General features: G+C 69.1%; 14 protein-coding genes. All 14 read left to right on the top strand.

The window, feature by feature from the left end; translation table 11 throughout:
• Window positions 1-73 precede the first annotated feature (73 nt).
• The 14 genes from AB0C27_RS46460 (at window position 74) to atpD (ending at window position 14,443) form a co-directional block, all read left to right on the top strand.
• Window positions 74-721 carry an L-threonylcarbamoyladenylate synthase gene (locus AB0C27_RS46460; RefSeq protein WP_357859287.1) on the top strand — a complete coding sequence of 216 codons (648 nt, stop codon included), beginning with the start codon at window positions 74-76 and terminating at the stop codon, window positions 719-721.
• Window positions 722-809: 88 nt separating this feature from the next.
• Window positions 810-3,722 (top strand): hypothetical protein, encoded by a 2,913-nt coding sequence (locus tag AB0C27_RS46455; RefSeq protein ID WP_357859284.1) that lies wholly within the window; start codon window positions 810-812, stop codon window positions 3,720-3,722.
• Window positions 3,722-4,081, top strand: a complete 360-nt coding sequence (locus AB0C27_RS46450; protein ID WP_357859281.1) for a hypothetical protein — start codon at window positions 3,722-3,724, stop codon at window positions 4,079-4,081. Before AB0C27_RS46455 ends, AB0C27_RS46450 begins: the two co-directional genes overlap by 1 nt.
• 315 nt (window positions 4,082-4,396) lie before the next feature.
• Window positions 4,397-5,662, top strand: a complete 1,266-nt coding sequence (gene glyA / locus AB0C27_RS46445) for a serine hydroxymethyltransferase (RefSeq protein WP_357859278.1) — start codon at window positions 4,397-4,399, stop codon at window positions 5,660-5,662.
• A 57-nt stretch (window positions 5,663-5,719) separates the two neighbouring features.
• Window positions 5,720-7,012, top strand: coding sequence for an MraY family glycosyltransferase (locus AB0C27_RS46440; protein ID WP_357859276.1), 1,293 nt, complete (start codon window positions 5,720-5,722; stop codon window positions 7,010-7,012).
• A 130-nt stretch (window positions 7,013-7,142) separates the two neighbouring features.
• Window positions 7,143-7,565: a hypothetical protein gene (locus AB0C27_RS46435; RefSeq protein WP_357859273.1), complete on the top strand. Its 423-nt coding sequence runs from the start codon at window positions 7,143-7,145 to the stop codon at window positions 7,563-7,565.
• A gap of 65 nt (window positions 7,566-7,630) precedes the next feature.
• Window positions 7,631-7,846 carry an AtpZ/AtpI family protein gene (locus tag AB0C27_RS46430; protein ID WP_245956295.1) on the top strand — a complete coding sequence of 72 codons (216 nt, stop codon included), beginning with the start codon at window positions 7,631-7,633 and terminating at the stop codon, window positions 7,844-7,846.
• Between the two features lie 67 nt (window positions 7,847-7,913).
• Window positions 7,914-8,711 (top strand): F0F1 ATP synthase subunit A, encoded by a 798-nt coding sequence (gene atpB, locus AB0C27_RS46425; RefSeq protein WP_357859270.1) that lies wholly within the window; start codon window positions 7,914-7,916, stop codon window positions 8,709-8,711.
• A gap of 71 nt (window positions 8,712-8,782) precedes the next feature.
• Window positions 8,783-9,013 (top strand): ATP synthase F0 subunit C, encoded by a 231-nt coding sequence (gene atpE / locus AB0C27_RS46420; RefSeq protein ID WP_138666586.1) that lies wholly within the window; start codon window positions 8,783-8,785, stop codon window positions 9,011-9,013.
• A 31-nt stretch (window positions 9,014-9,044) separates the two neighbouring features.
• Window positions 9,045-9,605, top strand: coding sequence for a F0F1 ATP synthase subunit B (locus tag AB0C27_RS46415; protein ID WP_357859267.1), 561 nt, complete (start codon window positions 9,045-9,047; stop codon window positions 9,603-9,605).
• Window positions 9,605-10,414 carry a F0F1 ATP synthase subunit delta gene (locus AB0C27_RS46410; protein WP_357859264.1) on the top strand — a complete coding sequence of 270 codons (810 nt, stop codon included), beginning with the start codon at window positions 9,605-9,607 and terminating at the stop codon, window positions 10,412-10,414. Before AB0C27_RS46415 ends, AB0C27_RS46410 begins: the two co-directional genes overlap by 1 nt.
• A 23-nt stretch (window positions 10,415-10,437) precedes the next feature.
• The gene (gene atpA / locus AB0C27_RS46405) at window positions 10,438-12,087 is read left to right on the top strand and encodes a F0F1 ATP synthase subunit alpha (protein WP_357859261.1); all 1,650 of its coding nucleotides are present in this window, start codon (window positions 10,438-10,440) and stop codon (window positions 12,085-12,087) included.
• Between the two features lie 3 nt (window positions 12,088-12,090).
• Window positions 12,091-12,993, top strand: coding sequence for a F0F1 ATP synthase subunit gamma (locus AB0C27_RS46400; protein WP_357859258.1), 903 nt, complete (start codon window positions 12,091-12,093; stop codon window positions 12,991-12,993).
• A gap of 1 nt (window position 12,994) precedes the next feature.
• The gene (atpD, locus tag AB0C27_RS46395; RefSeq protein ID WP_346106004.1) at window positions 12,995-14,443 is read left to right on the top strand and encodes a F0F1 ATP synthase subunit beta; all 1,449 of its coding nucleotides are present in this window, start codon (window positions 12,995-12,997) and stop codon (window positions 14,441-14,443) included.
• The last annotated feature ends 28 nt before the right edge of the window (window positions 14,444-14,471 follow it).

Genomic DNA, 14,471 nt, shown 5'->3' with positions numbered 1-14,471 from the left:
GCGACCGTACTAGGAGGAAGGAGGAGGCCTCGCGAATGCCGCTCCCCGCCGAGCGGAGCGAGGCGATGAGATCGTGGGACGACGTTTTGACTGCTCCAACGCCGAGCAACGGACCGAGGGCCTGACGGAGGCGGCGGCCGCCGTCCGCCGCGGCGAGCTCGTGGTGCTGCCCACCGACACCGTCTACGGCATCGGCGCCGACGCTTTCACCCCTGCCGCTGTCACCTCCCTGCTCGACGCCAAGGGCCGGGGCCGCGACATGCCGCCGCCGGTGCTCGTGGGCACCGTCAGAGCCGCCACAGCGCTCGTGGACGACATGGGGGCGTACGGGCAGGACCTGATCGACGCCTTCTGGCCTGGGCCGCTCACGCTCGTCTGCAAGGCCAACAGGGCCCTTTCCTGGGACCTGGGCGACACCAAGGGCACGGTGGCCGTACGCATGCCGCTGCATCCGGTCGCGCTCGACCTGCTCAAGGAGACCGGGCCGATGGCCGTCTCCAGCGCCAACCGCTCCGGAGCGTCCGCCGCGACCACCGCGGAGGAGGCCGAGGAGCAGCTCGGCGAGTCGGTCGCCGTCTACCTCGACGCCGGCAAGACCACCGACAACACGCCCTCCACCATCCTCGACCTCACCACCGCCGTGCCCCGGCTGCTGCGTCGCGGGGCCATCCCGGTGGAGAAGCTGCGCGGCATCATCGGCTACGTCGCCACCGACGACTGACGTATACCCGCTGCTTATTCCGGCCGCCATCGCGCTCGGGCCGACACTACGGTGAGGCCCGGAGCGGCGATACGTCGGGGAGTGGCCCATGGGCAAGTACGACGGCATGGATCCCAAGCTGGTCCGCGAACTGCTGGCCGAGGTGCGGCAGGCGGCCACGCGGATGCGCGAGGTCGAGGACCGCGTCAGGGGCGCCATGCGCACCGCCGGGCTGCCCACCCAGACCACGCACCGTCCCGTGCAGATCGCCGAGCGGATCGACGCGATGGTGAAGGACGTCAACGGGCGGTTGGGGGATCTGGAGAAACGGGTCGACCCCCGCAAAACCGGCACCGGCCCCGACCCCACCCGCCCCGGAGGGCCCGGCACGGGAACCGACCCGACCCCGGACGCGAACGGCAAGACGGACACCGACGGCAAGACCGGTACCGATGGCAGGGCCGGTACTGATCCGGACGGTAAGACGGGCACGGACGGCAAGACCGGCACGGACGGTCGGACCGGTACCGATCCGGACAGCAAGACCGGTACTCGTACGGACGGTAAGACTGGCACGGACGGTCGGACTGGCACCGACCCGGACGGAAAGACCGGCACAGACGGTAAGACCGGTACCGATGGTAGGACCGGGACTGACCCGGACGGAAAGACCGGCACCGGTACGGACGGGAAAACGGGCACCGGCGCGGACGGGAAGCCTGACGCGGATGGCAAGACCGGCACCGACGGCAAGACGGGCGCTGACGGGAACACGGGTGCCGACCGGAGAGGCGATTCCGACGGGAAGACCTGCGACGACGCGGGGACCGGCCAGGACCGCGGGACCGGCCAGGATCGCGGCACTGGCAAGGACACAGGAACGGGCCAGGGCACGGGAGTCGGCCAGGGCACGGGAGTCGGGCAGGGCGACGATGCGGGTCAGGGCAGGGGCACCGGGCGGGACGACGGCGCGGGTCAGGGGGTAGGCGGCGGCCAGGGCGCGGGATCCGACCAGGGAACGGGAACCGGCCAGGACGGCGGGACGGGCCAAGGCACAGGCACCGGCCAGGACTGCGAAACCGGCAAGGGCACCGGAACGGGTCAAGACACGGGAGTCGGCCAAGGCGACGGCGCAGGTCAAGGCGGGGGCGTCGACCGGGGTGACGGCGCCGGTCAGGGCGCGGGCGTCGGCCAGGGCGATGGCATGGGCCAGGGCACCGGGATCGGCCAGGGCGACGGCACCGGTGGGACCGGCCAGGGCACTGGCACCGGTCAGGACGGCGGAACGGGACGGGATGGCGGCGTAGGCCAGGACACCGGAACAGGACGGGACACAGGAACGGGTCAGGACTCGGGAACCGGCCAGGACGGCGACACCGGAGCAGGGCGGGATGGTGGCGTCGGTCAGGGTGGTGACACCGGGCAGGGCACCGGTGGTGAGGCCGGTGGTGGTGCGACGGGCACTCCCGTCGGGGACGGCCAGGAGGCCACCAAACCGCAGGTCGTGGTGGTCGACGGGGTCAAGGTGCTGCAGGTGCCGCTCGACCCGCCCACGGCCGCGGCGATCGAGGACATGCTCGAGAACTCCCGCGACGTCCAACCGGCCGACATGCCGAAGGTCTCGGCCGACCGCCCCGACGTCACGAACGTCAGCGGGTACGCCAACGACGGCAGCGACGTGGTCTCCGCCGAAGCGAACCCACCGAACCTGGACGCGCTGAGAACGGTGATCGAGAACCACCGGGACATCGCCCCACAGGACATGCCGAGCGTGGAGGTCCCGGCGGGCGAGTACGGCAAGGGCGAGTGGTCGGAACGCACCATCCGCCCGGACGGCCCGCCCGGCTCGATCGACGCCGGCAGACCCAACGCGGGCAGCGAATCAGTGTCTCTCCCACCAAGAGACACCCCCTCAGCAGACACCTCCACCACGACGAACACGACCGTGGGCGGCACTCCCACCACGACGGACACCTCCTACGGCGGCGGTTCCCACTCGGCGGCAACGTCCTATGGCGGTGGTTCCGCATCAGGGGACGCCGTCTATGACGGTGGCTCCAGATCGACGGATGCCTCCCACGGTGGCGCCTCCTCGTCGGAGGACACGGGCCGGCGCGGTGGCCCGGCCTCGGGTTACGGCTCTCCCTTGGGAGACGGTACGACGTCAGGTGGCTCGGGCACCCCCGCACCGACCGACGACCCACGCGGCACGGGGACCGACAAGGAATGTGAGCCGGGCAAGGACACCACCCCTGACCGCCCGACGGGAGATCGACCTGGCCAGGGCACTGGAGACGGCCAGGGAACCGGCGACCGCGGCACAGGCGAGCGTGGAACTGGTGATCGGGGCGCAGGTGACCGAGGTGCGGGTGGTCAGGGCACGGGCGATCGTGGCACGGGCGGCCAAGATCGGCCCGTCACGATCCCACCGACCAACCCGTCCGTCGATCCCCCCGGCGGCTCGCCGACCGGCGGCGCAGGGACGGCGACGGAGCCCGACTCCAGGACCGGCGGCATCCGGGCGGGCGACAGCGCGGCCGTGTACGGCATCGGACCGGGTGAAAAGGCGGATACCGGGCCGGGGCTGAGAGCGGGCGATAGCGCGGCCGCGTACGGCATCGGACCGGGCGAGAAGCCGGATGCCGGGCCAGAGCTGAGGGCCGGTGACCGTGCGGCCGTGTATGGCATTGGACCCGGAGAGACGCCTGGGCAATCGGCCGGGAGTCCCGTTCGGGAGTTGCCGATCGCCTACGACGTGCGGCCCGAGCCCGACACCACGGCCACCCAGGTCAGCGCGTGGGCGAATGACGGCAGTGACGTCGTGTCGGCCGAGGCGGCGCCGCTCGACCTCGACGCGCTCAGGACCGTGATCGAGGACCACCGTGACATCCCGCCCCAGGAGATGCCGTCCGTGCAGATCCCGCCGGGCGAGTACGGCAAGGGCGAGTGGGCCCCCGAGGACATCAGGCCGGACGGCCCGCCGGGTGAGGTCGGCTCGGGCCGGCCGGAAAGGAGCTCGTGATGTACGCCGACCCACCCGCGCCCAAGGAACAGGGCCCCGGCGAGACACCGCCCGGTGGCCCGCTGGCGGCCCCTCAGTACTTCAATCCCGACTACGAGCGCCTGGTCGTGGCGTGGAAGGCCGTGCTGCCCGAGCTCGACGCCCTCAGAGCGGCCCTCGACAAGGCGTACGGCCTGGCCAGCAACCCCCAGACGTGGGACGCCCCCGTGGGCGAGCGTTACGTCAAGGAGATGCGCGAGTGGCGGATGAGGCTGTCGCTCTACCGCCATTCGGTGCTCACGGCGATCAGCGACGAGGCTGCCGGTACGCCGCGATGGGTGAAGGCTAGGGCGGACGCACCACACGCCTTCCCAGCGTGAGGCACGCGTGGGACCAGCGTGAGGGCCGGGTGGGACCTGTGTGAGGCCAGCGTGAGGGCCGCGTGGGACCTGCGCGAGGCCAGCGTTGAACCGGCCTGAGAGCGGTCCGAGCCCGTCTGGGTTCGGCCCGTGCCCGCGCTCGTGCCGTGTCCCACCCGTGCCCGGATCCGGTCCGATCCCGGTCCGATCCCGGTCCGCGCCCGGTCAGAGACCGGCCCTGTTCGGCAAGAGAGCGGCCGTAGGACGGCATGAGATGAGATTTCCGGGCATGACCGATGTATGGGAGAAACGGACATACGGTCGTACAGTGGGGAAATGGGTACGGAGCCCTACTACGGTCCGGACTTCGGGATGCTGCGGAGGCGGGATCCCGAGATCGCCCGGATCCTGATCGACGAGCTCGACCGGGTACGCGGCGGCATCCAGCTGATCGCGAGCGAGAACTTCACCTCGCCGGCCGTCATGGCCGCTCTGGGCTCCACCCTGACCAACAAGTACGCCGAGGGCTACCCGGGCCGGCGCTACTACGGCGGCTGCGAGGTCGTCGACCGGGCCGAGCGGCTGGCGATCGACCGGGCGCGCGAGTTGTTCGGGGCCGAGCACGCCAACGTGCAGCCCCATTCGGGCGCCTCGGCGAACCTGGCCGCCTATGCCGCGCTGCTGCAGCCCGGCGACACCATGCTGGCCATGGCGCTCCCGCACGGCGGCCACCTCACCCACGGCTCGAAGGTGAATTTCTCGGGAAGATGGTTCGACGTCGTGTCGTACGGCGTGCGTCGCGACACCGAACTCATCGACTACGACGAGGTGCGCGACCTGGCACTGCGCCATCAGCCGAAGCTCATCGTGTGCGGCGCGACCGCGTACCCGAGGCTCATCGACTATTCGGCGTTTCGCGGCATCGCGGACGAGGTGGGCGCTTGGTTGCTGGCCGACGTGGCACATCCGATCGGGCTGATGGCCGGCGGCGCGATCCCGTCGGCGGTCCCGTACGCGGATGTTGTGACGTTCACCACGCACAAGGCGCTGCGCGGGCCGCGCGGCGGCGCCATCCTGTGCACGGAGGAGCTGGCCAGGCGGATCGACCGGGCGGTGTTCCCGTTCGTGCAGGGCGGGCCGCTGATGCACGTGGTGGCGGCCAAGGCGGTGGCGTTCGGCGAGGCGATGCGGCCGGAGTTCGCCGGTTACGCCAGGCAGGTGATCGTGAACGCGCGGGCGCTGACGGAGGCGCTGGCGGTGCAGGGGATGCGGGCGGTGTCGGGTGGCACGGACACCCACCTGGCGCTGATCGACCTGCGCGGGGTCGGGGTGTCGGGGGCCGAAGCGGAGCGCAGGTGCGCGGCGGCGGGCATCACGCTCAACCGCAACGTGATCCCGTACGATCCCGAGCCCGCGGCCGTCACCTCGGGGATCCGGGTCGGCACCCCGTGCGTGACCACGCAGGGGATGGGGCCCCAAGATCTGAAAGAGGTGGGCGCCCTGGTGGCGCGGGCGGTGCTGGAACCGGCCCGCGCAGGGGAGGTAAGGGCAAGAGTGGCGGCGCTTCTCGCCATCCATCAGCCATATCTGAGCGAATTTTAAGAGGGTCTGTGTCGTTTTCCGGTCACAGTCGGCCGGAGCATCCGGGAAACTAGGTACGTGCGCGAATACCTCTTCATGGCGCTCATCTCAGCAGCGGTGACCTACCTCCTGGTCCCGCTGGTGCGCCGCTTCGCCATCCGTATCGGCGCCATGCCCGAGGTTCGCGAGCGCGACGTGCACACCACGCCGACGCCCAGGCTCGGCGGGCTGGCGATGTACGGCGGGTTGGTGGTGGGCCTGCTGACGGCGAGCCAGCTCACCCATACCGGACAGGCGCTGGCCGAGTCCGAGGCCAACGCGGTCACGGCGCTCATCGTCGCGGGCGGGCTCATCACGGTGACCGGGTTCCTCGACGACTGGTGGGGCATGGACGCCTTCATCAAGCTCGCGGGCCAGATCGCGGCGGCCGGGGTGCTGGTCTCCTTCAACCTGCGCCTGCTCTACATCCCGCTGCCGAAGGACTGGGGCGGCTCGACCAGCCTCGACTACACGCTCAGCACGATCATCACGATCCTGGTCGTGGTGGTGACCATCAACGCGGTCAACTTCGTCGACGGCCTCGACGGGCTCGCCGCCGGGATCGTCTGCATCGCGGCCATGGCCACCTGGGCCTACTCGATCTTCCTGGCGCAGAGCATGAGCGTCGGCAACATCACCACGACCGCCGCCATCGCCGCCGTGCTGATCGGCACCTGCCTGGGCTTCCTGCCGCACAACTTCCATCCGGCGAAGATCTTCATGGGCGACACCGGCGCGATGCTGATCGGCCTCGTGCTGGCCTCCTCGATCGTCACCGTGACCCCGCTCGACCCGGCGGCCATCGAGGACATGAACAAGGTCCCCGTGCTGCTCCCGCTGATGCTGCCGGCCGCGGTGCTGGTGCTGCCGCTGATCGACCTGATCACCGCCGTGGTGCGGCGCACCTCGCAGGGCCTGTCGCCGTTCGCGCCCGACCGCGGCCACCTGCACCACCGGCTGCTCGACATCGGCCACTCGATGCGCCAGTCGGTGCTGATCATGTACGCGTGGGCGTTCCTGTTCGCCTTCGGCGTGGTGCTGATGTCCCGCCAGGGTGTGCCGGTGCTGATGTTCCCGGTGGTCATCATCCTCGCGGTGGCCGTGCTCGTGCTGATGGCCGCCCCGCGCTGGCGCGGCAGAGGCGGGTCCCACTCGGCGCCGAGAGGCAAGCAGCCCGAGGACGACGACGGCCCGCCGACCGGGCCGATGCCGCCGATCGTGCCGGAGGCCCAGGTCAGACAGCAGCCGCCGCCCGCGGAGGGCGGCCCGTCCGCGCAGCGCGCGACCGCCGATGGCAATCCGGTCATTCCAGCATTTCCGAGCCGTTCTTGATCGCGAACTAGAAACGGCAGGTAAAAGCGGTCTTCCGTGAGCTTGTGATATCTTTCACGAGCAGGGACTCCAGACGTACCGGTTCTGGGGGTAGCAAACGCTCGCTTGATAACTTGCTGATGGAGCTTTGATGCAGGCCAACGACGTGCGCGTACTCAAGAGCGCCGCGATCCCGACCCTGGCGGTCGGAGTGGTCGCCGTGGTCGTGGCGCTGCTGATGGCAGGTGGCAAGGGAGCGCTCGGCGCGGCCATCGGCGCTCTGCTCGTCGGGATCTTCTTCAGCATCAGCGTGGTCGCGGTGTCGTACGCCGCCCGTGTCTCCCCGCAAATGATGGCGATCGCCGCGATGCTCAGCTATCTCGTCAAGGTCGTCGTCATCATGCTCGTGCTGAGCGCCTTCGGTGACACCACGGCCTGGAACTCCAGGGCTTTCGCCTGGACGGTCGTGATCTGCACGCTGGTGTGGACCGCCTTCGAAGTGCGCGCTTTCGTCAAGACGAAGATGCTTTACGTCGACCCCGAGGGCCGGGTCCCCGGTAAGGGTGACTCATGAGTCCGGTTCCCGGACGGGGTCCGATATGACTAGTCCTCCACTCGCCTGCTATCGTCGGGGCCGCGATGAGCGCACAGGAACGCCGACCGGAAGAAGACGGTCGCGACTTCGCCGACGCCATGTGGTCAGTCCCCAGCTATCTGCTCGCAGGGATGGCTTTCTACGGCGGTCTCGGCTGGTTGCTGGACCGCTGGTTGGACATGTCCGCGTTCTTCCCCATAGGCGTCGTCCTGGGGGTCGTGCTCGGTGGCTATCTGGCCTACCGGAAGTCCGGTCGCTAGCCCGACGCAGCGATCGCTTCGCTGAGGAAACCCTTGTGAATCACTACGACGTTGAAGGGAACGCCGCGTGAACGCGCTGACGGTCCTCGCTCCACCAGCCGACCAGTTCGGGGCGCCTACGCCTGAAGAGCTGTTCAACCTGCCCCCCATCATTCCCGGGGTCGAATGGTTCACCAAGCCGGTCCTGCTCGCGCTGCTCAGCGGAGTGTTCGTGATCGGCCTGTGCTGGGCCGCGTTCGCCAGCCCCAAGGTCGTCCCGAGGGGTGTGCAGAACGTCGTCGAGTACGGCTACATGTTCGTCCGCGACCAGGTCGCCCGCCCCTTCCTGGGGAAGGACGCCGACCGGTGGATGGGCCTGCTGGTGACGCTGTTCTTCACGGTCCTGGTCTGGAACCTGATGGGCGTCGTCCCGGTGCTGCAGTTCCCGGTGGCCTCGCACATCGCCTTCCCCGCCGTGCTCGCGATCGTGATCTACGTGCTCAAGGTCTACCTCGGCATGAAGCACCAGGGTCCCTGGGGCTACTTCAAGAACATGCTGTTCCCCCCGGGGCTGCCTAAGCCGATCTACCTGCTGCTGTCGCCGATCGAGTTCCTGTCGAACCTGATCATCGCGCCGTTCACGCACGCGGTCCGACTGTTCGCCAACATGTTCGCCGGTCACATGCTGCTGGCGTTCTTCAGCATGGTCGGCTTCTGGTTCCTCTTCGAAAAGCTCTCGCCGCTGGGCGCCCCGATCGGTGTCGTCGGCGTGGTGATGACCATCATCCTCACGGGTTTCGAGATGTTCATCCAGTTCCTGCAGGCATTCCTGTTCGCGATGCTGGCCGCGATGTACATCGGCGGCTCGCTGCACGCAGAGCACTGAGATCCACATACCGGAATATCCATGACCGGTGACACCCGAGTCGCCGGCCGTCCAGTAAAGGAATAACAGCAATGAGCGTTCTCGCTGAGGTCTCCGGCAACGTCACCGCCATCGGTTACGGTCTCGCCGCCATCGGCCCCGGCATCGGCGTCGGCATCATCTTCGGTCAGGGCGTGCAGGCCATCGCCCGCCAGCCGGAGGCTTACGGTCTGATCCGCCAGAACATGCTCCTCGGCTTCGTCCTCACCGAGGCCCTCGCCCTGATCGGCCTCGTCGCGCCGTTCATCTTCCAGGGCATCTGATAGACCGCCCTTCTGACGAAAGGCTGCACTCATGACTTACATGGCAGCTAGGCTTCTCGCCGCGCCGGAGGAGCACGCAAGCAACCCGCTCATCCCGCACACGTACGAGCTGGTCGTCGGTATCTTCGCGTTCGCCGTCGTCTTCTTCGTCGTCGGCCGGATGCTCGTCCCGCGGATCCAGAAGACGCTGGCCGAGCGCACCGACGCCATCGAGGGCGGCATCAAGAGGGCGGAGGAGGCGCAGGCGGAGGCCCAGGCCCTGCAGAAGCGCTACACCGAGCAGCTCGAAGAGGCCCGTCGCGACGCCGCCAGGCTGCGCGAGGAGGCTCGCGAGCAGGCCGCGCAGATCAAGGCCGAGCTTCGCGAGGAGGCCCAGGCCGAGGCCCGCCGCCTCGTCGAGGCCGCGCACGCGCAGATCGAGGCGGACCGCCAGGCGGCCTTCGCCCAGCTCCGCACGGAGATCGGCCGCCTGTCGACCGATCTGGCCGGCCGCATCGTCGGCGAGTCCCTTGAAGACGAGGCTCGCCAGAGCCGCATCGTCGACAGGTTCCTCGACGAGCTGGAGAGCTCGAACGCGCAGGCGGTGCGCTGATGCGCGGTCTGAGCAGGGCCTCGCTGGCCGACGTCGAAGAGCGGTTCAACGCGGTCGCCGGTAGCGCCGACCTCGGTGCGCTCTCCGACGAGCTGTTCGCGGTCGCGGATCTGCTCGACCGCGAGCACGGCCTGCGCCGCGCCCTGTCCGACCCGGCCAGGCCGGCCGAGCAGAAGGCGCGCGTCGTCGGCAACCTGCTCGACGGCAAGGTCGGCGCGGCGGCCCTGGCCACCACCGAGGCCGCGGTCTCGGCGAAGTGGTCGCGGGCCGGTGACCTGGCCGACGTGCTCGAACGGCTCGGTGTCGTCGCCGCTGCGGCGGAGGCCGAGGGTCAGGGCAAGCTCGACGAGGTGGAGGACGAGCTCTTCCGCTTCGGCCGCATCGTCGCCGGCAACGCCGAACTGCGTCGCGCGCTCGCCGACGCGGCCGCTCCCGAGGAGGGCAAGCGCGAACTGCTGCGCGGCCTGCTCGAGGGCAAGGTGGCCCAGTCCAGCCTGCGCCTGATCGCGCAGCTGGTTGTGCACCCGCGCGGGCGTAGCCTGGAGACAGGCCTGGAAGAGGTCGGCCAGCTCGTGGCCCAGCAGCGCCAGCGCCTTGTGGCGGTGGTGCGCACCGCGGTCGAGCTGACCGAGGCGCAGAAGGCGCGCCTGGTGACGTGGCTGAGCACCTCTTACGGGCGTGACGTGCACCTGAATGTCGAGGTGGACAAGCGAGTGCTCGGTGGGTTCTCGGTCCGCATCGGCGACGAGATCATCGACACCACAATCGTGGGACGAATCGAAGAAGTCCGCCGCCGGTTGGCCGGCTAGGCGAAGAGGGAGACAGAGTAGAGATGGCGGAGCTTACGATCCGGCCGGACGAGATCCGGGACGCGCTTGAGCGCTTCGTCCAGGCGTACGAACCGGAAGGCGCCGCGCGCGAGGAGATCGGGACCGTCGTCGACGCCGGCGACGGCATCGCCCATGTCTCCGGCCTTCCCTCGGCGATGGCGAACGAACTGCTTGAGTTCGAGAACGGCACGCGCGGCCTGGCACTCAACCTCGACACCCGCGAGATCGGTGTCGTCGTCCTGGGTGAGTTCAGCGGCATCGAGGAGGGCCAGACGGTCCGCAGGACGGGCGAGGTCCTGTCCGTGCCCGTCGGCGACAACTTCCTCGGCCGCGTGGTCGACCCCCTGGGCAACCCGCTCGACGGCAAGGGAGCCATCGAGGCCGAGGCCACGCGTGCCCTCGAGCTACAGGCCCCCTCGGTCGTCCAGCGCCAGCCCGTGAAGGAGTCGCTGGCCACGGGCATCAAGGCGATCGACGCCATGACGGCGATCGGCCGCGGTCAGCGCCAGCTGATCATCGGCGACCGCGGCACCGGCAAGACCGCGATCGCCGTGGACACCATCCTCAACCAGCGCGAAAACTGGGCCTCCGGCGACCCCGCCAAGCAGGTCCGCTGCGTCTACGTCGCGATCGGCCAGAAGGGCTCGACCGTCGCGCAGGTGCGCGCCCGCCTGGAGGAGGCCGGCGCGATGGAATACACCACCATCGTGGCCGCGCCCGCGTCCGAGGCCGCGGGTTTCAAGTACATCGCCCCTTACGCCGGCTCGGCGATCGGTCAGCACTGGATGTATCAGGGCAAGCACGTCCTGATCGTCTTCGACGACCTGACCAAGCAGGCGGACGCCTACCGCGCCGTCTCGCTGCTGCTGCGCCGCCCGCCGGGCCGTGAGGCCTTCCCCGGCGACGTCTTCTACCTCCACTCCCGGCTGCTGGAGCGCTGCGCCAAGCTCTCCGACGACATGGGCGGTGGCTCGATGACCGGCCTGCCGATCATCGAGACCAAGGGCAACGACGTCTCGGCCTTCATCCCGACCAACGTCATCTCCATCACCGACGGCCAGGTCTTCCTTGAGACCGACCTGTTCAACGCCGGTGTGCGCCCGGCGATCAACGTCGGCGTCTCGGTGTCCCGAGTCGGTGGTTCCGCCCAGGCCAAGGCCATGCGGAAGGTCGCGGGCACGCTGCGTCTGTCGCTGTCGCAGTACCGCGACCTCGAAGCGTTCGCGTCCTTCGCCTCCGACCTGGACGCCGCCTCCAAGGCTCAGCTGGAGCGTGGTCAGCGGCTGGTCGAGCTGCTCAAGCAGGCCCAGTACAGCCCGTTCTCGCTGGAGCGCGAGGTGGCCTCCATCTGGGCGGGCACCACGGGCGAGCTGGACGACGTGCCGATCGAGGACGTCCGCCGCTTCGAGACCGAGTTCCTGGACTACCTCCAGTCCTCGCACAAGGGCATCTTCGACACCATCCGTGAGACCAGGGAACTGGTCGACGACACGGTGACCGCTCTGAAGGACGCCATCACGGAGTTCAAGAAGGGCTTCACCACCTCTTCGGGCGAGCTGCTGGTCAAGGACGAGCCGGTCGAGCCGCTGGCCGCCGCCGAGGTGGGCCAGGAGAAGATCAAGAAGGTCGTCCGGCCGGCGGAGAAGAAGTAGGACATGGGTGCCCAGCTAAGGCTGCTGCGGCGGCGGATCAGCTCGGTCAAGTCGACCGCGAAGATCACGCGCGCCCAGGAGCTCATCGCCTCTTCACGGATCGTGAGGGCGCAGCAGCGGATGCAGGCGGCGCTGCCGTACGAGCGTGAGATCACTCGCGCCGTCACGGGCGTCGTCAGCAACGCCGCGAGCGTCGACCATCCGCTGACCGTGGCGAAGGAGAACCCCGCCAAGGCGGGCGTCCTCATCGTCACCAGCGACAGCGGGTTCTGCGGCGGCTTCAACGCCAACGTGCTGCGCGAGGCCGAGGCCCTGCGCGGCCTGCTGGAGAGCCGCGGGCTCGACGTGGTGCCGTTCGTCACCGGTCGCAAGGGTGTCACCTGGCACACCTTCCGCAACCGGGAGATGGGCGGCAACTGGGTCGGGTTCTCGCGCAAGCCGGCCTACGCCGACGCCAAGGAGATCGCGAACACGCTGATCGACTCGTTCAAGGACGACAACGGCATCGACGAGATCCACATCGTCTCGACCGAGTTCGTCTCGATGCTGACGCAGAACGTCGTGGTCAAGCGGGTCCTGCCGCTGGAGGTCGAGGAGACCGAGGCGTCGGAGTCCACCGCGATCCCGCCGTACTTCGAGTTCGAGCCGACCGCGGGCGACGTGCTGGAGTCGCTGCTCCCGCGTTACGTGGAGTCGCGCATCTTCACCGCGCTGCTCCAGTCCGCGGCCTCCGAGGAGGCCGCGCGGCGGCGCGCGATGAAGTCCGCGACCGACAACGCCAACGAGCTGATGCGGGTGCTCACCCAGCAGATGAACCAGGCTCGCCAGGCCGAGATCACCCAGGAAATCAGCGAGATCGTCGGTGGCGCCAACGCGCTCGCTGACGCCGCAGCGGGGAAAGAGTGAAATGACTGCAGAGGCTGTTGAAACTGTAGAAGCCGCCGCGGCCGGCACTGGCCGCGTGGCCCGAGTCACCGGCGCCGTCGTCGACGTGGAGTTCCCCGTCGAGGCGATGCCCGACATCTATAACGCGCTCAAGGTCGAGGTGACCCTCGGCGGTGAGACGAAGGCGCTGACCCTCGAGGTCGCCCAGCACCTGGGTGACAACATCGTCCGCGCCATCTCCATGCAGCCCACCGACGGCCTGGTCCGCGGCCAGGCGGTCACCGACACCGGCGCGCCGATCTCGGTGCCCGTCGGCGACGTCGTCAAGGGCCACGTGTGGAACGCGCTGGGCGAGACGCTCGACGTGCCGACCTCGTCGCTGAAGATCGAGGAGCGGTGGGGCATCCACCGTCCGTCCCCGGCCTTCGACCAGCTCGAGTCGCGCACCGAGCTGCTGGTCACCGGCATCAAGGTCATCGACCTGCTCACCCCGTACGTGCAGGGTGGGAAGATCGGCCTGTTCGGCGGCGCCGGCGTCGGCAAGACCGTCCTCATCCAGGAGATGATCCGCCGGGTCGCCCGTAACTTCGGTGGCACCTCGTGCTTCGCCGGTGTGGGCGAGCGCACCCGTGAGGGCAACGACCTCTGGCTGGAGATGGAGGAGGCGGACGTCCTCAAGGACACCGCGCTCGTCTTCGGCCAGATGGACGAGCCGCCGGGCACCCGGCTGCGGGTCGCCCTGTCGGCGCTGACGATGGCGGAATACTTCCGCGACGTGCAGAAGCAGGACGTGCTGCTGTTCATCGACAACATCTTCCGCTTCACCCAGGCAGGTTCCGAGGTCTCGACCCTGCTCGGCCGTATGCCGTCCGCCGTGGGTTACCAGCCCACGCTGGCCGACGAGATGGGTGTGCTCCAGGAGCGCATCACCTCGACGCGCGGTCACTCGATCACTTCGATGCAGGCGATCTACGTGCCCGCCGACGACATCACCGACCCGGCCCCGCACAACGCGTTCGCGCACCTCGACGCGCAGACCGTGCTTTCGCGGCCGATCTCGGAGAAGGGCATCTACCCCGCGGTGGACCCGCTCGACTCCTCCTCCCGGATCCTCGACCCGCAGATCGTCGGCGAGGAGCACTACCGGGTGGCCCAGGAGACCAAGCGGATCCTGCAGAAGTACCGCGAGCTCCAGGACATCATCGCGATCCTCGGTATCGACGAGCTGTCCGAAGAGGACAAGGTCACCGTGCAGCGGGCCCGCCGCATCGAGCGCTTCCTGTCGCACCCGATGTACGCGGCCGAGGCCTTCACCGGCCAGCCGGGCGAGACCGTGCCGCTGGACGAGACCATCGCCTCGTTCAAGGGCCTGTGCGCCGGCGAGTACGACCACCTGCCCGAGCAGGCGTTCTTCATGGTCGGTGGCATCGAGCAGGCCATCGCCAAGGCCAAGGAACTCGAGCGCCGCTAATCGCCCATGGTGGCGGCGCGGGCTTCCC

The sequence above is a fragment of the Nonomuraea sp. NPDC048882 genome (assembly GCF_040649755.1).
Lineage (GTDB): Bacteria > Actinomycetota > Actinomycetes > Streptosporangiales > Streptosporangiaceae > Nonomuraea > Nonomuraea maheshkhaliensis.
This window is presented reverse-complemented; position numbering and strand designations above follow the sequence as displayed.